The sequence below is a fragment of the Bradyrhizobium sp. USDA 372 genome (genome assembly GCF_053629095.1).
In genome coordinates, this window is the sequence record NZ_JBRJHR010000001.1 from 1,192,928 (window position 1) to 1,210,142 (window position 17,215).

Annotated in this window: 20 protein-coding genes and 2 tRNA genes; 8 read left to right on the forward strand and 14 right to left on the reverse strand. The window is 65.6% G+C overall.

What is annotated here, in order from left to right; all coding sequences use genetic code 11:
* Positions 1–4: 4 nt before the first annotated feature.
* Together AB7M16_RS05860 and AB7M16_RS05865 are read right to left on the reverse strand one after the other, a co-directional pair.
* Positions 5–247 (reverse strand): GIY-YIG nuclease family protein, encoded by a 243-nt coding sequence (locus AB7M16_RS05860; protein ID WP_453943366.1) that lies wholly within the window; start codon positions 245–247, stop codon positions 5–7.
* 95 nt (positions 248–342) lie between these two features.
* Positions 343–428 (reverse strand) — tRNA-Tyr (locus AB7M16_RS05865).
* 207 nt (positions 429–635) lie between these two features.
* Here AB7M16_RS05865 and rlmB point away from each other — a divergent pair.
* Entirely contained in the window at positions 636–1,469 is an 834-nt protein-coding gene (rlmB, locus tag AB7M16_RS05870; protein WP_172783138.1) for a 23S rRNA (guanosine(2251)-2'-O)-methyltransferase RlmB, read from the forward strand.
* 60 nt (positions 1,470–1,529) lie between these two features.
* On the opposite strand, the gene AB7M16_RS05875 is transcribed toward rlmB, so the two are convergent.
* Both AB7M16_RS05875 and AB7M16_RS05880 read right to left on the reverse strand, forming a co-directional pair.
* Positions 1,530–2,024, reverse strand: coding sequence for a hypothetical protein (locus AB7M16_RS05875; protein WP_172783137.1), 495 nt, complete (start codon positions 2,022–2,024; stop codon positions 1,530–1,532).
* 41 nt (positions 2,025–2,065) lie between these two features.
* Complete coding sequence (locus AB7M16_RS05880; protein ID WP_212260333.1) at positions 2,066–2,548, reverse strand: hypothetical protein; 483 nt, start codon at positions 2,546–2,548, stop codon at positions 2,066–2,068.
* 283 nt (positions 2,549–2,831) lie between these two features.
* Here AB7M16_RS05880 and AB7M16_RS05885 point away from each other — a divergent pair, with 283 nt between their 5' ends.
* Positions 2,832–3,302 carry a hypothetical protein gene (locus AB7M16_RS05885; RefSeq protein ID WP_453943367.1) on the forward strand — a complete coding sequence of 157 codons (471 nt, stop codon included), beginning with the start codon at positions 2,832–2,834 and terminating at the stop codon, positions 3,300–3,302.
* A gap of 169 nt (positions 3,303–3,471) precedes the next feature.
* Positions 3,472–3,546, forward strand: a tRNA-Thr gene (locus tag AB7M16_RS05890).
* A 375-nt stretch (positions 3,547–3,921) separates the two neighbouring features.
* Here the strand turns inward: AB7M16_RS05890 and AB7M16_RS05895 are convergent.
* From AB7M16_RS05895 to AB7M16_RS05910, 4 genes are all read right to left on the reverse strand, one after another.
* Complete coding sequence (locus AB7M16_RS05895; RefSeq protein WP_453943368.1) at positions 3,922–4,341, reverse strand: GFA family protein; 420 nt, start codon at positions 4,339–4,341, stop codon at positions 3,922–3,924.
* A 201-nt stretch (positions 4,342–4,542) separates the two neighbouring features.
* The gene (locus AB7M16_RS05900) at positions 4,543–6,375 is read right to left on the reverse strand and encodes an outer membrane protein assembly factor BamB family protein (RefSeq protein WP_453943369.1); all 1,833 of its coding nucleotides are present in this window, start codon (positions 6,373–6,375) and stop codon (positions 4,543–4,545) included.
* Between the two features lie 96 nt (positions 6,376–6,471).
* Positions 6,472–7,185, reverse strand: coding sequence for a class I SAM-dependent methyltransferase (locus tag AB7M16_RS05905; RefSeq protein WP_453943370.1), 714 nt, complete (start codon positions 7,183–7,185; stop codon positions 6,472–6,474).
* A 258-nt stretch (positions 7,186–7,443) separates the two neighbouring features.
* A complete protein-coding gene (locus AB7M16_RS05910; protein WP_212260326.1) occupies positions 7,444–9,141 on the reverse strand; it encodes a methyl-accepting chemotaxis protein in 1,698 nt (565 codons plus the stop codon).
* A 247-nt stretch (positions 9,142–9,388) separates the two neighbouring features.
* Here AB7M16_RS05910 and AB7M16_RS05915 point away from each other — a divergent pair, with 247 nt between their 5' ends.
* Complete coding sequence (locus AB7M16_RS05915) at positions 9,389–9,592, forward strand: hypothetical protein (RefSeq protein WP_453943371.1); 204 nt, start codon at positions 9,389–9,391, stop codon at positions 9,590–9,592.
* 3 nt (positions 9,593–9,595) lie between these two features.
* On the opposite strand, the gene AB7M16_RS05920 is transcribed toward AB7M16_RS05915, so the two are convergent.
* Positions 9,596–9,760, reverse strand: coding sequence for a hypothetical protein (locus AB7M16_RS05920; RefSeq protein WP_172783129.1), 165 nt, complete (start codon positions 9,758–9,760; stop codon positions 9,596–9,598).
* A gap of 100 nt (positions 9,761–9,860) precedes the next feature.
* On the opposite strand from AB7M16_RS05920, the gene AB7M16_RS05925 reads away from it, so the two are divergent.
* Together AB7M16_RS05925 and AB7M16_RS05930 are read left to right on the forward strand one after the other, a co-directional pair.
* Positions 9,861–10,226 (forward strand): hypothetical protein, encoded by a 366-nt coding sequence (locus AB7M16_RS05925; RefSeq protein ID WP_172783128.1) that lies wholly within the window; start codon positions 9,861–9,863, stop codon positions 10,224–10,226.
* Positions 10,227–10,525: 299 nt separating this feature from the next.
* Entirely contained in the window at positions 10,526–10,780 is a 255-nt protein-coding gene (locus AB7M16_RS05930; RefSeq protein WP_172783127.1) for a hypothetical protein, read from the forward strand.
* Between the two features lie 27 nt (positions 10,781–10,807).
* Here the strand turns inward: AB7M16_RS05930 and AB7M16_RS05935 are convergent, their stop codons facing one another.
* The 4 genes from AB7M16_RS05935 to AB7M16_RS05950 all read right to left on the reverse strand — a co-directional run bounded on the left by AB7M16_RS05935 (position 10,808) and on the right by AB7M16_RS05950 (position 13,362).
* Entirely contained in the window at positions 10,808–11,050 is a 243-nt protein-coding gene (locus tag AB7M16_RS05935) for a DUF6719 family protein (RefSeq protein WP_172783126.1), read from the reverse strand.
* A 265-nt stretch (positions 11,051–11,315) separates the two neighbouring features.
* Positions 11,316–12,023: an outer membrane beta-barrel protein gene (locus AB7M16_RS05940; protein ID WP_439403194.1), complete on the reverse strand. Its 708-nt coding sequence runs from the start codon at positions 12,021–12,023 to the stop codon at positions 11,316–11,318.
* A gap of 285 nt (positions 12,024–12,308) precedes the next feature.
* Positions 12,309–12,704 (reverse strand): hypothetical protein, encoded by a 396-nt coding sequence (locus AB7M16_RS05945; protein WP_172783802.1) that lies wholly within the window; start codon positions 12,702–12,704, stop codon positions 12,309–12,311.
* A 232-nt stretch (positions 12,705–12,936) separates the two neighbouring features.
* Positions 12,937–13,362, reverse strand: coding sequence for a His-rich protein BRANT (locus AB7M16_RS05950; RefSeq protein WP_453943372.1), 426 nt, complete (start codon positions 13,360–13,362; stop codon positions 12,937–12,939).
* Positions 13,363–13,612: 250 nt separating this feature from the next.
* Between AB7M16_RS05950 and AB7M16_RS05955 the strand changes: the two genes are divergently transcribed.
* Together AB7M16_RS05955 and AB7M16_RS05960 are read left to right on the forward strand one after the other, a co-directional pair.
* The gene (locus AB7M16_RS05955; protein ID WP_260379772.1) at positions 13,613–14,155 is read left to right on the forward strand and encodes a tetratricopeptide repeat protein; all 543 of its coding nucleotides are present in this window, start codon (positions 13,613–13,615) and stop codon (positions 14,153–14,155) included.
* 106 nt (positions 14,156–14,261) lie between these two features.
* The gene (locus AB7M16_RS05960) at positions 14,262–15,647 is read left to right on the forward strand and encodes a serine hydrolase domain-containing protein (protein ID WP_453943373.1); all 1,386 of its coding nucleotides are present in this window, start codon (positions 14,262–14,264) and stop codon (positions 15,645–15,647) included.
* Here the strand turns inward: AB7M16_RS05960 and AB7M16_RS05965 are convergent.
* Positions 15,637–17,199 (reverse strand): S10 family peptidase, encoded by a 1,563-nt coding sequence (locus tag AB7M16_RS05965; protein WP_453947134.1) that lies wholly within the window; start codon positions 17,197–17,199, stop codon positions 15,637–15,639. The two genes, AB7M16_RS05960 and AB7M16_RS05965, sit on opposite strands and share 11 nt — an antisense overlap.
* Between the last annotated feature and the right edge of the window lie 16 nt (positions 17,200–17,215).

The window sequence follows — 17,215 nt, forward strand, 5'->3', positions numbered from 1 at the left end:
TCGCTCACCAGAGTCTCTTCTTCGCGAACGCGTGGCCCGAACCCGACTTCAAATAACGCTCGAAGGCTCTCGCCTTGTGCAAATCCGAGAAGGCCACATAGGCCGCCAACTTCCAAGGCATGAATCTGGAGGTATGCGATGATTTGCCTGCGTTATGATCCGCTAGCCGCTTTTTGAGGTCCGTAGTCAGGCCAATGTAGCGCTGGCCTCCGAAAGCTTCGCTCTCCAGAAGATAGACATAGTGCATGGACGCCGCCCTCCTTCGCCAAGGCTTCGGAGGGCATCCTGCTTCGCGCAGTGGAAGGCTGCAAATCCTGCGAAGCGCGTTAGCGCGAAGCAGGATGGTGGGGGAGGCAGGACTCGAACCTGCGAAGCCATGAGGCGGCTGATTTACAGTCAGCTCCCTTTGCCACTCGGGACACTCCCCCGCTCGACGGCAGCACAATCGGGCCGGACCTTGCCGGCGGACCGAAGACGGCCATGGAACGTGAAGGCCGCGACAACCCGGATCGGGGCGCGACCGGGCGCGTTTATGGGCGAAGCGGTGGGGCAAAGTCAACCGAGGCAAGCAGCTAAAATCGCCCTCACAAGCACCGAAATTGCCATATTCCGGAACCCGTGACAGAAGCGAGCCCATGAAGGATCGAAAATTCGGCCCCAAGGGGGCTCGCGGCGGGGCTAAGCCCTTCAACAGACCCGGAAAATCGGCCGGCCGACCGGCTTGGCGCGACCGTGATTCGCACGGCGACGGCCCGGTCATTCTCTACGGCTGGCACACCGTCACCATGGCGCTCGCCAACCCGCGGCGGCGGATCCGCAAGCTGACGCTGACCGAGAACGCCGCAAGGCGCCTTGCGGAAGAGCACATCGAGACGCGGGTGGCGCCCGAGATCGTGCGGCCCCAGGAGATCGACCGGCTGCTGTCGCCCGACGCCGTGCACCAGGGCCTCCTCGCTGAGGCCGATCCCCTGCCCTCGCCCGAGATCGAGACGTTGACGCAGGACGGCATGGTGCTGGTGCTCGACCAGATCACCGATCCTCACAATGTCGGTGCCATCCTGCGCTCGGCCGCCGCGTTCGCGGTGAAGGCGATCGTCACGACCGCGCGCCACAGTCCGGAAGCGACCGGCGTGCTGGCGAAGGCAGCCTCCGGCGCGCTCGAGCTGGTGCCTGTTGTCACCGTGCAAAATCTCGCCCGTGCGCTGACGGCGCTGAACGAGCGCGGGTTCCAGACTGTCGGCCTCGACAGTGAAGGCAGTGAGGATATCAGCGACGTCGCGCTGCGCGAGCCGCTTGCGCTCGTGCTGGGCGCCGAAGGCAAAGGCCTCAGGCAATTGACCCGCGAAACCTGCAGCGTCGTGGCGCGGCTCGACATGCCCGGCGAGATCAAGAGCCTCAACGTTTCGAATGCTGCAGTGCTCGCGCTCTATGTCGGCGCGAGCCGGCTCGGGCTGATGAAGCGCTCCTAAAACAAAACGCCCGTCCGCGTCACGCGAACGGGCGCCTCGCTAGTCTCAACCGATCAGAGATCAGTAATAGCGGCGCAGCACGCGGTGACCGCCATAATAATACGGCGCGGCGCGGCGGGCATAGCCGTAGCGGGGGCCGTAGTGCACGCGCGGCAGGTAGCCGTAGCGGGGGCCGTAGCCGTAGCGATACGGACGGAAGTACGGGCGGCGATAGGGATAAGCGGCCGGCGGCGCGACCGCAGCGGCACGATAGCCATAGCCGTAGCCGTAATTGGCGGGCGCGACGACCGCGTCCTCGCGGTAGGTCGGATACGGCGCGAAGGCGCCCGGACCCGTATAGGTCGGGCCCTGGTTGACGTAGTAATACTGCGTGGTCGGCTCGGCGAGACGCTCATAGGCGGCGTAGCCGTAGCCATATCCGCCGCACCCGGTGTTGCAGCCGGTATAGACCGGCGCCACCGGCGCGCACGTGGTGAAGCCGCAGGCCGCGGCCGGCGCGGTGGCGGCGAACATCACGGCAGCTGCCGCGACCAGTCCCGAAATCATCTGACGCATTATACTCTCCTGTTGATTTCCGTTTTTGGTTGTCACGTTTCTCAACCCGGCGGCCTGCCGGGTATCTCTGTGCGCGGCCGCGGCCGCGGAGGCCGAGGACGGTCGTTGATCTCGGGCGCGTAGATCACCGGCGGCGGATCGACGGGCGGGTCCATCTGCGCCGGCAGCGGCGCGGACGAGGCGCCCCAGCTCTGGTGATAGCTCTCGGCGGGTTTGGGCAATTTGCGGTTCGCCGGCGGCTCGACCTCGAGTCGGCCGTAGCCCGGCCGCAGGCCGAGCGTCGGATAGTAATGACCGACGTCGTCGGGCTGCCGCTCGGCGATATAGCGTCCGCCATAGATCGTGGGCTGCACCTGCTGGCCCTTGCCGAGACCCCAGGTGCCCTCGACGACGGCATAGGACGCGTCGATGTTGTTGATGATGACAGGCACGCCGGGACGGCCGGGCACGACAATCTCGAAGCCGCCGGCAAACGCCGTCGCAGGCAGTCCGATCAGAAAGGCGGCGAGCGCCACGGCACGCATGAGGAGACCCCGGTTATCCGGGCGCAACCTAACCGATCGCGACGCAGAGAGGGTTAAGGCCTGCTCACCAAATTCCGGTAAGCCTAACGTGCAAGGATTGCACGCCGCTCAAATGCTGTACGGCGAGCTAGCGAAGCGTTAACGGCGCGGAACCGCGCGGCTGGAACAGCGCACGCTGCTCACATCGGTTTGACGGTTCGCAGTCGAAAAATCCCAGGGTTGCATCGGAACGTCCTGCGCCGTCGGCGTTTAGCTCCTGTCAACAAAATGGGAGCGAACAACCATGACCATCAAGCTTCTCGGGGCCACGGCGATCGCAGCGACCATGCTGGCAGGCTCTGCCATGGCGCAGACCGCCGTCAATAATCCACGCTGTTCGGCGCAATTCCCCAACGCCAACTGCCAGACCCTCGGCCCCGCAAAGGCATCAACCGATAGCGGCTACCGCCACCGTCGCATGTCCTATCGCCAGACCAACCGCGATTGGAATAACGACTGGAACAGGAGCCCCACCGGGTTCTGGCCAACCGACGTCGCGGCCGGCGTCGCCGGCGCCGCCATCGGCACTGCTGGTGCGATTGCCACCGCCCCATTCCGCGCTTGGGACAATTCCTACGCCTATGAGAATTCGTGGGACCGCGGCTGGAACAATCGTAGCTGGGACACCCGCACCTATGCCCAGCGCAACGGCTTCGTCTGTACGCCGGGCACCTGGTTCAAGGGCGCAGACGGCCGCCGGCACATCTGCCAGTAAGGCGGCTTGATCCGAACGCCACACATCGGGCGGCCGCGAGGCCGCCCGTTTCACGTCTTCCGCTGGTGACCTCCCGGTTCTGGCACTTTCCGATCAAGTCTGGTATTGCGGCGCGCACGGGTGGACGGCCCCGGCGCGAGCCGAGCTCCGCCCCTGCCTCCCAGGCGTCGCCGGCTTAGCTCAGCGGTAGAGCAGCGGTTTTGTAAACCGAAGGTCGGGGGTTCAATCCCCTCAGCCGGCACCATTGGTTGAGCCGACACCCGTCGTGGCCTGACGCAAGAACCAAATCGTCAGTTCGGCGTTTCCTCGTTCACCATAGAGCCGTCTCGCGGAGGTCTAGCGATGGACCCGAATGATCGGACAGCCTTAGTCTTAGCCGCTGTCGGCTTGGCCATCGCCATTGTGGTTGCATCGACAGTCACGCTAGAGCACGTCAATACCCGTACGGCCAGCAGCGACGCACCTCCCGGAACGGTAGGACTCGCCAGGCCTCATCCGCCGCTGGACCGTGCTCCTGGTGAGGCGATACAGACATCAGGAGCGCCGTCCAACGCAAATCATCGGCAGCGGCCTTGACCGAACGCCGGCCGCGCCGGCATCAGCGCTCGAACCCTGTGCCTCAGCCTGAACTCTTGCGCGCGCTGCTCTGTTCGAAATGCTCGACAGCCGAGCCGCCGATCTCGACCCAGCCATGTTTCGACTGCTCGAACACCGATCTGACCGGGGCCGGAAAATCCGGATCTGCGATCGCGCCAACGGCAACGCCGATCATGTCAGGCACATTGTCGGCTTGCCAGTAGACCGTCGAGCCGCAGTCGGGACAGAAATATCTGCAGACCTTGCCGCCGCTCATCGCGGTTCGGACATACGACTTGGATACTCCAGAGATCGTGACGGTCTCTGCGGCATAGAAGGCACCGACGCCGAACGGCGCGCCGGTTCGTCGCTGACAGTCGAGGCAGTGACAGGCAACGACGAGGCGCGAGGGTCCCGGAAGCGACAGCGAAAGCGCGCCGCAGCTGCATCTGGCATCGATCATCGAATCTGATCTCCCTCATTGGCTGGCTGCGAATTGAAAAGGTTACGTTCGCGCTCAACCTCCGTCATTGCGAGCGCAGCGAAGCAATCCAGACTGCCTCCGCCGAATGCTTCGCTGCGCTCGCAATGACGCGTTCGCGGCGGTAACCTCAATCCGTCTGCAAACCCGTTGCAGCGCGTCCGGGACACCGCGGCGAGATTGTCACTCCGTCCCGGCCTCGAATGCCAGCAGCACGTTGCCGGCGACGCCGCTCCATTGGCCGTAGCCGGAATTGGTATAGAGCATGCCCCCGGCGATGACGGGACCGGGGCCGTCGATCGCGCCGCCGTGGGCAGGGACCCCGTTCACCGCCTTGAAATCCCGCGCGGTGTCGAACTCCCAGAGCAGCTTGCCGTCGGTGGCGTAGGCGCGCAGGAAGCCGCTGACGCTGCCTGAGAACACGACACCCGGGATCAGGCTCACCGCCGCCGAGAGCGCGGGGCTGCATTGCGGGCGATCGCCGCAGGCGACCGGCGGCACCTCCATCACGACTCTGCCGCTGGCAAGGTCGAGCCCGAACAGGCCACCGCCTTGCGTGGAATCGAGCTGCCGCGTGCCGTCGCGCTTGAAGCGCACGTCGGAGTTGGCGACATAGATGCGCTCGCCGTCCGCAGCCGAACCCCATTCGCTGCCGCCGAGCGCACCGCCCTTCCCGATCCGGGTCTGCCACAGGATCTTGCCGCCATCGTCGGGATCGAGCGCGTGCACGACGCCGGATTTCTGCGCGATGGCGAGAATGCGCCTGCCGTCGCGCAAGGCGACGAGGATCGGCGACTGGCCGAAATCGTGATCGGGCCCGGGCTGGTCGGGACAATTGGTCTTGTCCATGCTGAAGCAGGCGACGACGAAGGCGTCCTTTGGCGTCGCCTGCTGCGTCCAGAGCAGCTTCCCGGTTGCAAGATCGAACGCAAGGATCGCATCGGCGGTCGCGGCCGGCGGATTCGAATAGGAATTGCTGGTCGCCACATAGACCGCGCCGCGCTGGACATCGATCGTCGGCGCCGACCAGATGGCGGCGCCGGATGGTCCGAACAGCTGCGTGCCCTTGGCATTCTTGCTGGTCGGATGCGGCATCTCGGGGATCGTGTACGCCTGCCAGATCATCTTGCCGGTCGAGGCCTGCAACGCCACCACGCTGCCGCGGAAGGTGCAGCATTCGTAGGAGGCTTGCGAGCCGGCGGCTTCCTCGAGCGAGGACACCGGCACGTAGAGCACGCCGGAATGCAGCGTCGGCGCGCCGGTGATGCGTGCGGCGGCATGCTCCTCCACCTTGGCCTTCCAGATCAGCGCGCCCGTCAGCGCGTTCACCGCATAGACATTGGCGCGCAAATCGCCGAAGAAGATCGCGAACTGATCGGAGCCCGGAAGCGGCGCAAAGCTGATCGCGGCGCGCACCGCCGCATCAAGCGCCAAGGTCCACAGCGTGCAGCCGCTTCGCGCATCGAGCGCGTGGACCTTGCGATCAGTGCCGCCGATGAACAGCATCCCGCCCACGATGGTGGGCGGCGCAAACGACACCGAGGCGCCGGGAAAGGCATAGGCCCATTTCAGCCGCAAATGCGGCACCTGCGCCGCGGTCAACCCGGCCATGTCGGCCGACTGGAAGCGGCTGTTGTTGGCGTCAACGCCCCAACCGTTCCAGCGCGGACCGTCGAGGGCTTGCGGAAAGCCGCCCGCCTGCTGCACGCAGCGGCCTTCTGCGTCGGCGGCGGCGCTGCCCGTCGGCATCTTGCCGGTCACGAACGAGGCGATCGCGCGGCGTTCGGCATCGCTGCGGTCCTTCGCCATCGCCGCCATGCTGCCTGTCGTCAACGTCCCCAGCACGTGGTCGAACGACATCGCCTGCAGGGCGGCGCGACCCGGCATGCGGGACTGCGCATCGCCGTCGTGGCACTGCGCGCAATGCGCGGCATAGAGTGCGGCGCCTTCCTGCTGCGCCAGCGCCGGCGCGCTGCACCAGATCAACAACGCGGCCAAGACGGCACGTATGCTCATGGTGGGCTCCGGCGATGCGAGGGGTGATCGCTTCACGCAACCAGAAGTCTATCCCCGGCGCGATCGCGGATGCAATGGACGTTGTGCCCGCCGCTGTCAGATATCCGCGGCCATGCGGACTGAATCCGGCAATTCGTCCAGCCGCCACAGCCCGAGGCTCTTGTCGCGCCAGCCGCCGCCGCCCTCCTCGCAACGCTCATCGATCAGCGCGTGCGGCGCCGGCCAGCCGAACGGCGCCTTCTCCAGGTTCAGCGCCCGCCAGTCGCCGTCCTCGCAATCGTGGTTGTCGTCCCATTCCGGAAAGGTCGTGACGAGCAGATATTGCGCGCCGCTCTCGCGAAAACGGGCGGTGGCGCGGGCGATGTTCTGAAAGCTCAGATGCACCAGGCAGTCGCGGCACAGGATCAAATCTGCGCGCGGCAGCGCATCACGCGTGATGTCCGCAACCAGGAATCGGCCGGCGAATTCGCCGTCCGCCACACGCCGGTTGTTGGTGGCGATCAGCGAGGGCACGATGTCGATGCCGATATAGTCGAGGTCGAGCTTGACGCGGCCGATCCAACCCGCATCGCCGCAAGGTGCATCGAGCAGCGAGCGCACGCCGAGCTGCTGCAGCAATGGCGGAAGCGCGTCCTGGATGGCCGCGGTGGCAAGGTCCTCCGAGCCGAGGCCCGATACCGAGCCGGCAGCGCCCCAAAGGTTCGTACGCTCGATCCGCTCGAACCGCGCGGCGAGATCCAGCCCTGAGAAATTGTCACGGTCGGCGACGAAGCGCTCGTGGGCGAGCACGGGAGGACGATCGGGGATCATGGGGCGAGCCTCTTCCGGTGCGGGCACAGTATACAACCCAGGCGAACTGTTCAAAATTGCCTGGCAGCAAACCTACGAAGCGTATTCGTCCCGTCCAGATCCCATGCGCTCCACCACTCCCAAAGAGAAGGCCAAGATCGTCGCCGGCGCGGTGACGGCCGTCGTCATGACGACCATGCTGTTCGTGTTCGCGCTCGGCCTTGTGCTGCCGCATTAAGCGCGGTCAGCGCCGGCGGACGAAAGCCGCGGTACGACGGCTTACGCCGAGCGCACCGTGCGCAGGAACTTTCCGACCTCGTCCTTCAGCCGGGTACTGTCGCTCGCCAGCATCTTGGCGGTCGAGAGCACCTGCGAGGAAGCCGAGCCAGTCTCGGCGGCGCCGCGCTGCACATCGGTGATGTTCGAGGAGACCTGCTGAGTGCCGTGCGCGGCCTGCTGAACGTTGCGCGAGATTTCCTGGGTCGCCGCGCCCTGCTCCTCGACGGCCGCAGCGATGGTCGAGGACACCTCCGAGAGCCGCTCGATCGTGGCGGAAATGTCGCGGATGGCGTTCACCGATTCCTGGGTCGCGGACTGGATGCCGGAAATCTGCTGGCTGATCTCGCCGGTCGCCTTGGCGGTCTGCTCGGCCAGCGTCTTCACCTCGGAGGCGACGACCGCGAAGCCGCGGCCGGCCTCGCCGGCACGCGCCGCCTCGATCGTGGCGTTCAGCGCCAGCAGGTTGGTCTGGCCGGCAATGGTGTTGATCAACTCGACGACATCGCCGATGCGCGTGGCCGCGACCGAGAGCTCGCTGACGCGCTCGGTCGTGGTGCGGGCCTGGGCGACGGCTTCGCCCGCCATCCGCGCCGATTCCTGCACCTGGCGGCTGATCTCGTTCACCGAGGAGGACAGCTCTTCCGTCGCGGTCGCCACCGACTGGACGTTGCCGGTGGCTTCACCGGAGGCAGCGACGACGACCGAGGTCAGCTCCTGGGCGCGTTGCGCGGTGGTCGCCAGCGTCGAGGAAGACGCCTCGAGCTCGGTGGAGGCCGAACCGACCGTGTCGATGATCTCACCGACCGCGCGCTCGAAACCGTCGGCAAGATTGATCATGTCGCGGCGGCGCTGCTCGGCCGCCTGCTTCTCTGCTTCGGTCTGCGCGGCCTTGAGACGTTCGACCTCGAGCCCGTTGGTCTTGAACACCTCGACCGTCCTCGCCATGTCGCCGATCTCGTCGCGGCGATCCTTCTCGGGCACCTCGGTCGTGAGATCGTTGCGGGCGAGGCCCTCCATGGCGAGCTTGAGCCGGGCGATCGGCTGCGACATCGCCTTGAGGCCGATGAAGAGCGCGATCGCGATGCCCAGGATCAGGCCGCCGGCGCTGACGCCGATCACGGTCCAGGTCGCGGCATGAGCGTCGCGGTTGATGGCATCCTTGCGCTTGGCAACGGCCTGGCCGGTCTCGGTCGTAAACTGCGCGACGCGTGCCAGGGCCCCATCGAGCAACGGATCGCACTCCTTGTGCGCCCGCTCGGCGGCCTTGGCGTTCTCTTCCGTGGTGCTGGCCTGCGATCCGGCCTTCAGCACCGGGTCGCAGCCTGCGAACGCCGCCTTCAGCTGGTCACCGATGCTCTTGATCTGGCTGGCGCGCGCCGGATCATCCTGCTCCGCCGCATCCAGGTATTGACGGATCTCGTCGCGGTTCTGGTTCGCGATCTTCAGGCGGGCGGCATTGCCAGCCTCGGTCGCCTCGGTGAAGACGGCATAGAGCGCGGCGTGATAAGTCTCCGCGCGGCGCTGGGCGCGCGCGAGGCTGAGAGCGGAGGATTGCGCAGCGGCGAGCTCGCCGAAGCCGTCGACCGTCGCGGATAGCTCGCGCAGGCCGAAGCCCGCAACGGCGATCATCGCGCAGCCCATCACCGCCACGATCAGCGCCACCTTCCACACGATCTTCAGATTGTTCAAAAAGCTCATTTCAGCCGCCCAATGATCTCCGACTCGCAGCACCGCGAGCAATTCCCAGCGGTGGGATTGGAACCAGCGGACGTTAAGAATTGATACCAAGTGACAGGAGTAGTCTTACGGAAAAATAACGCTTTGGGACTCCGTCGTAAGCTTGGCGTAAGCTTCAGCCTGTTTTCGCGTCGGAGAGCGCAGGCCCGGAACCGGCTCCGGCGTCAACCGTTGTCGGCGCATGCGGATCCAGGAAGAAAACCGAAACATGATTCTGCTGGCGGCGGTGGCGCTGTGCTGCAGCGCCGTGGCCGGGACGTTGGCGCTGTTCGAGCCAATGCGGGGACAGGCGCCCGATAAGCTGGTCGCCGATCGAGCCGTGATCGACCTCACCACGCGCATGCCTGCTCAGATCCCGGTTCGGGTGGTCGGCGCGCCGTTCGAGCCCAACGTCAATCCGCGCGAGCGGTAGCGCTCACCTCGGCGAAGCCTTCGCGCCCTCCTCGGGCCGGCCGTGAACACGTGCCAATTCCTCGACAAACGCGATCACCTCCGCCCGCTTGTCGGGCGGGAGCGTCAGGAACGCGCGGATGAGCCTCAGGCCCTCCGCCGCGTTCGGGCGTTCTTTCGATGCATCCATCTGCCCAGTGTCGGACCACCGGGAAAATTATGCAATCCCCTGCAAACTGCCTTGATTCGAAGCAGCCGCTTTGCTGGAATGCGCGCGGCTGAGGTGGATCATGAAATGGATCAGGGAGCGCGACGCACTGATCGCGCAGACACTGGCGTTCGTCCAATCGGTGACCAGCAGGAAGGATGACGTCCTTCAGCCGGAGACGCCTGCATCTGGCCCCGCCGTTGCAGTGGAGATCGTCACCGTGGAGGCGGTCGAGGTCGAGCCGCCGCAAGCCTCCCTTCCGCCGCGGCCCGCGCCTCTGCTGCCGCGGACCAGCGGCGATTTCCGCAGCGAGATGCAGGCCCGCATCGCCAATTTCCGCAAGCACCAGGAACGTTTCGAGCGCGAACGTGAGGAATATTGTGCGGCGACCCTGACCAAGTTGCGTGCCGCCATCCGCGACGCCTCCGGCCCACCGGCCGAAAAATAAGGCCCGCCCAGGGACCTACAGCCAGGACCAGACCAGCCAGAGATTGGCCGCGCAGGCGCCGAACAGCGCCAGCGTGAGCGGCAAGAGCATGTGCCCGCAGGATGTCTTCAGGTCGCTCGTCATGGCCGAAAACATCCGCTGATTCCGGCCGACGAGTCCCAGGGATTCTTTTTTCCGGGATTCAGGACTCGTTAAGGACTCAGGGACCGCCCGCCACGATCACGGCCCCGTGATCGGCCCGATGGCCGGAACCCCTCACCCCGTGAGCTCGTTAACGGGCTTTCCTGGAGTCGGGATGCATGCCCTACGCCCTGTTCTGCAACGACGCCCAGATCAGCAAGGCCTATCCGAGCGAGGCCGACGTCTGGAAGCTCGCCGAGCGAAGTGGTCTCGTCGTGGACGTGACGGCGGACGAGGAGCGGCCGGGACCGCGCCGGGTGCTCGACAACGACTACAAGATCGAGCCCTGCCAGGCGGCCCAGGGCGAGGACCCCGCAAAGAACAAGGCGGAGGCCGATCGGCAGTCGAGGATGGAGCTCGAGCTGAATTCCTGAGCTCCGGCACGGAGCCGGAGCGAAAGCTCAGGGGGTGGCGGCCGCAAGCGAGGCCTGCTCGCCCGGCATCGGCACGCAGGCCTTGCGGCGGTGCAGCCCGCGGATGGCGCCCGTCACCTTCAGCACCTTGCCGGACGGACAGGAGGCGTCCTTGACGAAGGCCACCTCATACGGTGCCAACATCAGAGGCTCGGATTTGAGGATTGTCTGTGCAGAGCACGGCAGGCAGGAGAAGCACGAGAGCGCCACTGCCGACACCAAGATACGCATGTCCGTCGTCCCACCTGCCCGGTAATTGTCATATAACGCGTTCCGGAGCGCGAGTTCCGTAAATCGCAAAAATTATTTTTGCTTTACACCGGCCCCATGACGCGCGTGAGAATGCGCGCCAGCATCGTTTGCAAGCAAATGACGCGCCAGATGGTTCACGGAATGCAAAGAAGGCGCTGCCGGGACGCAGATCGGCAAACGAAAGGCCGGCGGAGCCGGCCTTTGTCAGGTCTTGGATGTTCAGGTCTTGGATCGGCGCTGACCGTCAGTACCGCGAGGCGGCCGGGCCGCCCCAGCCAAAGCGGTAATTCACACCGGCCTTGACGGTATGTTCGTCCTCCCGACCACGAACGCCGACAATGTCGGCCGGGCCGGAGGTGAAGGTGGTGCTGCCGAAATTGTAATACTGGTACTCGGCCTTGGCCGACCAGTTCGGCGCGAACATGTATTCGAGGCCTGCGCCGACGGTATAGCCGTCCTTGTTGTTGCCGGTGGTGGTGAAGGCCTGCGGCACCCCGGCGATGTTCACGCCAAGGCCGTTATTCCGCCAGGCATAACCGCCCTTGGCGTAAAGCAGCGTCGGTCCCCAGGTATAGCCGACGCGACCGGTCACCGACCCGATCTGGTCGGTGTTGGAGGTGACCTGGGTGCCCAGCGGGAAGGTAACGCCGTTGTTGTTGGTCGGCAGCCAGGAATACTGGGCCTCGATACCCACCACCCAGTTGGGCGCGAACTGGTAGTCGAAGCCGCCCTGCACGCCGCCAAGGAAGCGGGCGTCGCTCGAGCGGAAGCTGTTGTCGCCGGCGAACGCGCCGCCGACATGGCCGCCGATGTAGAAACCGGTCCAGTTGTAGATCACCTGCGGCGGCGTATAGGCCGGCGCCTTGGTGTAGGTGCGCGGCTGCACGTCTGCGGCTGCGGCCGGCGCCGCCAGCGCAAGCAGAGCTGCTGCCCCCAGCAAGATCGATTTCATGATCATCCCCGTTCTTTCATTAACGACACTCGGGAAACAACGTGGCGTGAATTGGGTTGCTTCGCGGCAATGCCGGAACGTTGATCGTTCGTGACTGTGACGGGTCGGCAACAACACGATTTTGTTCCGTCACGTCGCGCTGCACCGGCTGTTTTTGTCGCCCGCGCAAGGCTCGCCGTTACGATTTGTCGCAAGTCGAAACCACCCGTTCAAAGCTCGCCGAAATGTGATCCAGCGGCTCCGGCTGCTTCTGTCTAACACCGGGCGATGAAGGCGGGCTTTGCGCTACCGCGTCATCTTTTCCAGTTCCGGAAAGGGTGCGTAAACCGCACCGGCGCAGAGATCGCCGGTCTGGTCCACCACGCGATCCGCACGGCCGTTGACGAAGATCACGGCCCGCTCGCGCACGCCCTTGTAACTGCCATCGGTCTCGCGCGGGGTGAAGTGCAGGCAGCTCACATAGAACTGCCGGCCGCCGACCTCGCGCTGTACCGGCTCGGCCATGCCGGCATTGCGCACGCCGACCGGATTGTTGAGGTAGGCCCGCATCAACGCCACCGTGTCGCTTCGGAAATTGTCGGGAAACGGCTGCGGCCCGCCGGCCTGGGTCCCGCCCATGAAAGTCGGACGGTCACCGTCGCTGCCGAAACATGCCGCAAGCGCCAGCGGCAACGCCAGGATCACCGCACATCTCGCCAATCGCCCCACAGGCCGCGCTCTCCGCTCGAACAGATCAGGAGACGTTCTAGCCCCTGGCCTGCATGAAGGGAATTCGCTTGCAGAGGCTTAAAACAGCGCACCGGCCAGCCGCCGACGCCTCGGGCTTGCGCACGAGGCGTGGCAACGGGCCAGGCCTGACGTCCGCGCGCGGCGGCGGGGCAATGCCAGGGATGCCGCCGCGCGGGATCAGTCGTCAGTTGCGCTTGTCTGACGTCGCGGGCTTGGTGATATCCGGCTGCGCCTTCTGCGCGTCCTTGGCCGTGACCTGCTTGCGGTGATGGCGATGCTTGCGCACGGTCTTGTGCTCGTCGGTGGTGACCGCGGCGTTCGCGTTCAGCGCCTTCGACTTGCCATCCACCTTGGCGTCCGCCTTGACGTCGGGAGCCTTCACGCCCGTCGTCTTCACGTCCGTCTTGGCGTCGGTCGTCTTGGCGTCGGTCGTCTTGGCGTCGGCCTTGACGCCGGCTTCCGGTTTCGTGGCCGTGGTCGCCGCCTTGGTCTGGCTCTGGTCGGCCTTGATCACCGGAGCGGCCGTGGTGGTCTTGCCGGCCTCGGCAGCGAAAGCCGGGGCTGCGATCACGGACGTTGCGAGCAAGGCTGCAGAAATGGTCTTCAACATGGTGGTCTCCTCTTGGAAGGATCTTCAGGCGGCGCCCTCTCGCCTACCCATCGATCGTGGGTGGGAGCCTAGGCGGGGGGCACTGAACCCAGTCTGAAGCCCTCAGCAGGCTTCCGTTCATCTCGATGACAAGTTTGTCATCCGCGGCCGGGCGAATAGATCGTGCGAAGCGGGAATGTTTTTGCCCGAGAGGTGTTCCGGTCTTCGGGCAATCGTGTAGGATCGCCACGTTCCATACCGGAGAACTTGAATGCGCAAACTCTCAACGCTCGTTGTGCCTGGACTCGTCGCCGTGACGCTCGCGGCCGCGCCGGTGCTGTCCAATGCGTATGCCGCGGCCGGCGACTCCCCTTCGTCGCCGCCGAGCTCGGACTCCTCGACCAAGAAGGGCAAGAAGAAGAGCTCTTCCGTTAGCGACCCCAAGTTCCTCGCGGCCTATCGCACCGCCTACGCAGCGATCTACGACAAGCACGATTACACGGGCGCAATCGACCAGCTGAAGTCGCTGCGGCGTGACGACGTCGCCGATGTCGCCAACCTGATCGGTTACTCCTACCGCAAGCTCGGCGACTACCAATCGTCGAAGGTCTATTACGAGCTGGCGCTGAAGGACGATCCGAACCACGTCCGCACCTGGCAATATTATGGCCTGTGGCAGCTCGAGCAGGGCAACCGCGAGCAGGCGCAATATCACCTTGGCAAGATCGCCTCGCTCGCCGGCACCGGCAGCGCAGAGTATCGCTCGCTGGCCGAAGCGCTCGACAAGCCGACCGGCGCGACACTCGTCTACTGATCATTGCATCTTTGAACGAAGCGGACGGGCACAACCTCAGGGTTGTGCCCGTTCTGCGTTTTCGGTTAGCCTCGCGCACCAACCTCCCTCGCAAACCGGTAGCGCAATGGACACGTGGCTGCGATCCGCGATCGATTACATCGGCTCCTGGATCGACTACCAGCTGACGACGATCCAGCAGCCGGGCGTCATCGTGGCCTTCGCCCATCGCGGCGAGATCGTCGCCGAGCATGCGTTCGGCCTCGCCAATCTCGACACCGGCGAGAAGCTCACCCCGCGCCATCGCTTTCGCATCGCCTCGCACTCCAAGAGCTTCACCTCGGCCGGCATCATGAAGCTGCGCGAGCAGCGCAAGCTCCGGCTCGACGACAATGTCGGCCAATATGTCGGCGGCCTCCATCCGCGTGTCGCCGAGACCACGATTGCGCAAGTGCTGTCGCACAGCGCGGGGCTGACGCGCGACGGCACCGATTCCGGCCAGTTCATCGACAGCCGCCCCTATCTCGACGCGAGGGAGTTGCTTACGGAATTGAAGCTGCCGACCGCGATCGAGCCCGGCACGCGCTTCAAATATTCCAATCACGGCTTTGGTCTGCTCGGCCTCGTGATTAAGGCTGTTGCAAAGGAGCCCTACTCCGCCTGGATCAAGCGCGAGATCATTGCGCCGGCCGGCCTGCGCGAGACGGAGCCGGACGCACCGCTTCCCAAGGGCGCCCCGTTCGCGCGCGGCCACACGCGAAAGGTGCCGTTTGGAGAGCGCTGCGTGATCCCGGGTGACAATCCCGCACATGCGATGGCATCTGCCGCAGGCTTCGTCGCCACCGCCGCCGACACCGCCCGCTTCTTCGCGCAGCTGGCACCCAATGCGAAGAAGAGCGTGCTGTCGGCTGCGAGCCGCCGCGAGATGACGCGAAACCATTGGCGCATCCCGCAGAGCTTCGAGGCCTATTATGGCTTGGGCGTCAATGCCGGCAAGACCGATGGTTGGGACTGGTTCGGCCATGGCGGCGGTTTTCAGGGCTATATCTCGCGCACCTGCTCCATTCCCGCTTGCGAGCTTTCGATCAGCGTCCTCAGCAACTCGATCGACGGCGCGGCGCCGTTCTGGATGGATGGCGCGATGCAGATCCTGCGCGTGTTCCAAACCCGCGGCGCGCCCGACCGGCGCCTGCGCGACTGGACCGGCCGCTGGTGGACGATCTGGGGCGCGACCGATCTCGTCCCGGCGGGCAACCGCGTGCTCGTCGCCAACCCGCAGTTCAACAACCCGTTCATGGATGCCGCCGAGATCGAGGTGACCGGCCGCGACACGGGCAAGCTCGCCTGGGCTGCCGGGTATTCCAGCCATGGCGAGCCGGTGCGCCGGATCCGCGACAAGCGCGGCAAGATCAGCGACATCTGGATCGCCGGCGCGAACGTGAAGCCGGAAAAAGTCGTCGCACGCGAGATCGCGCGCCGGTATCCGCCGCGCAAGCGCCGGCCTACTCCCTGATGAGCGCCTCGACCTCGCTGCGAAGCGCCTGCCGTGAGCCGTCGCGCGAATAGAACATGTGGCCGCCGGGATAGACCACGAACTTCACCCGCTGCGTCGCGAAAGCCGGCAGCTGGTCGAGCACCCGCTTCGTTCCGAAATAGGGCGTGGCAAGGTCGAACAGGCCATGCGCGACCAGCACGTTCAGCTTGGCATCGGTGGCCAGGATCTGGCGCAGCTCGGAGACCGATTGCGGCGGGTTGATGCCACGGCCGAAATCCCAGTGACCTTCGACGGCGCCGTTCAGGACTTCATAGGAGCCGTCGGGCCGCCAGTTGAGCTTGCGCGAGAGCACGTCGACCGCGGCGCTCGTCAGCGGCGCCTGGAGCGCATCGCCGGAGGGATCGCCGAAGCGCGAGCTGCTGGAATCCGGATAGGGATCGAAGCCGCGCACCGAGGCGTCGTAGCGTCCGGTCACCTTGCCGTTCTTGCGGTCGAATTCGCGGCGGAATTCGCCGACGTCGAAGCGGCCGGCGAGGCGGCGGCTCACCGCCTGGTCGATGCCGGTGAGCTCGGCGACCTTGTCGGCCAGACGATTGGTGGCCTCCTTGTCCGCCTCGCCCTTGACGAGGTCGGCAAGAAACTCACCGCGCGCGTAAGCCTCGACGTCGGCGAGGTCGGCGCGCTTGACCGGGCCTTTGGCTTCGCGCGCCACCGCCACATAGCTCGGCAGTGTCGCGACATATTGCAGGAGGCTCGTTCCGGTGAACTCGCGGAAGTCCAAGAGCGGCGAGACCAGGATCAAGCCCCTGACGCCGACGCCGTGCTGGAGCTGCAATTGACGCACGACCTTCGGCCCGCGAATGCCGCCATAGCTTTCGCCGGCGACGTATTTCGGCGAGGTCAGCCGCTCGTGCCGTTCGAGCCAGCGGCGGATCACGAGCGCGATCGAATTGACGTCGCCGTCGACGGAGTAGAACGACTTGCGCGCGTCCTCGCCGCTCGCCACGAAGCGGCTGTAGCCGGTGCTGACCGGGTCGACGAAGACGAGATCGGTGAAGTCGAGCCAGGTCTCCGCGTTCGGCTTCACCTCGGGCGACGCCGACGGCGACAGCGCCTCGCCGTCGAGCGGCAAGCGCCACGGCCCTGCCGCGCCGAACTGTAGCCACGCCGAGGACGCGCCCGGCCCGCCGTTGAACAGGAACGTCACCGGGCGCGTGGCGCGATCGGCACCGTCGAGCTCATAGGAGGTGACGGCGATGTCGGCCAGCGGTTCGCCCTTGCCGTCGAACACGCGGATCGAGCCGGCGGTGGCCGTGAAGTTCAGCGTCCGGCCGGGCAGATCGAGCGTCTGCTTCGTGGTCGAATCCGGCGGCAGACGGTGCGGCTCGGTCGCGGACGACGACGTCTGCGCCGTCTGCGCCGCGTTTTGCGCGCCGCCGCCGCGCCCACCCTTCTGTCCGGCCGGCGCGGCCGCTTCGGAGCGCGGTTGCGGTTCATCCGCATGCGCAAAGCCTGCGAGCACGAACAAAGCGAGTGCCAGACCTACGCGACGCAGCGCCGATCGACGCATCACCATGACAGCTCTC

What these genes read in the sequence shown, in the direction of transcription:
- AB7M16_RS05860 (WP_453943366.1), bottom strand. Translation starts at nt 247, where the DNA reads ATGCACTATGTCTATCTTCTGGAGAGCGAAGCTTTCGGAGGCCAGCGC.
- AB7M16_RS05930 (WP_172783127.1), top strand. Translation starts at nt 10,526, where the DNA reads ATGCCCTACGCCCTGTTCTGCAACGACGCCCAGATCAGCAAGGCCTAT.
- AB7M16_RS05940 (WP_439403194.1), bottom strand. Translation starts at nt 12,023, where the DNA reads ATGAAATCGATCTTGCTGGGGGCAGCAGCTCTGCTTGCGCTGGCGGCG.
- rlmB (WP_172783138.1), top strand. Translation starts at nt 636, where the DNA reads ATGAAGGATCGAAAATTCGGCCCCAAGGGGGCTCGCGGCGGGGCTAAG.
- AB7M16_RS05905 (WP_453943370.1), bottom strand. Translation starts at nt 7,185, where the DNA reads ATGATCCCCGATCGTCCTCCCGTGCTCGCCCACGAGCGCTTCGTCGCC.
- AB7M16_RS05925 (WP_172783128.1), top strand. Translation starts at nt 9,861, where the DNA reads ATGAAATGGATCAGGGAGCGCGACGCACTGATCGCGCAGACACTGGCG.
- AB7M16_RS05955 (WP_260379772.1), top strand. Translation starts at nt 13,613, where the DNA reads ATGCGCAAACTCTCAACGCTCGTTGTGCCTGGACTCGTCGCCGTGACG.
- AB7M16_RS05880 (WP_212260333.1), bottom strand. Translation starts at nt 2,548, where the DNA reads ATGCGTGCCGTGGCGCTCGCCGCCTTTCTGATCGGACTGCCTGCGACG.
- AB7M16_RS05935 (WP_172783126.1), bottom strand. Translation starts at nt 11,050, where the DNA reads ATGCGTATCTTGGTGTCGGCAGTGGCGCTCTCGTGCTTCTCCTGCCTG.
- AB7M16_RS05900 (WP_453943369.1), bottom strand. Translation starts at nt 6,375, where the DNA reads ATGAGCATACGTGCCGTCTTGGCCGCGTTGTTGATCTGGTGCAGCGCG.
- AB7M16_RS05965 (WP_453947134.1), bottom strand. Translation starts at nt 17,199, where the DNA reads ATGCGTCGATCGGCGCTGCGTCGCGTAGGTCTGGCACTCGCTTTGTTC.
- AB7M16_RS05950 (WP_453943372.1), bottom strand. Translation starts at nt 13,362, where the DNA reads ATGTTGAAGACCATTTCTGCAGCCTTGCTCGCAACGTCCGTGATCGCA.
- AB7M16_RS05960 (WP_453943373.1), top strand. Translation starts at nt 14,262, where the DNA reads ATGGACACGTGGCTGCGATCCGCGATCGATTACATCGGCTCCTGGATC.
- AB7M16_RS05910 (WP_212260326.1), bottom strand. Translation starts at nt 9,141, where the DNA reads ATGAGCTTTTTGAACAATCTGAAGATCGTGTGGAAGGTGGCGCTGATC.
- AB7M16_RS05875 (WP_172783137.1), bottom strand. Translation starts at nt 2,024, where the DNA reads ATGCGTCAGATGATTTCGGGACTGGTCGCGGCAGCTGCCGTGATGTTC.
- AB7M16_RS05885 (WP_453943367.1), top strand. Translation starts at nt 2,832, where the DNA reads ATGACCATCAAGCTTCTCGGGGCCACGGCGATCGCAGCGACCATGCTG.
- AB7M16_RS05915 (WP_453943371.1), top strand. Translation starts at nt 9,389, where the DNA reads ATGATTCTGCTGGCGGCGGTGGCGCTGTGCTGCAGCGCCGTGGCCGGG.
- AB7M16_RS05920 (WP_172783129.1), bottom strand. Translation starts at nt 9,760, where the DNA reads ATGGATGCATCGAAAGAACGCCCGAACGCGGCGGAGGGCCTGAGGCTC.
- AB7M16_RS05895 (WP_453943368.1), bottom strand. Translation starts at nt 4,341, where the DNA reads ATGATCGATGCCAGATGCAGCTGCGGCGCGCTTTCGCTGTCGCTTCCG.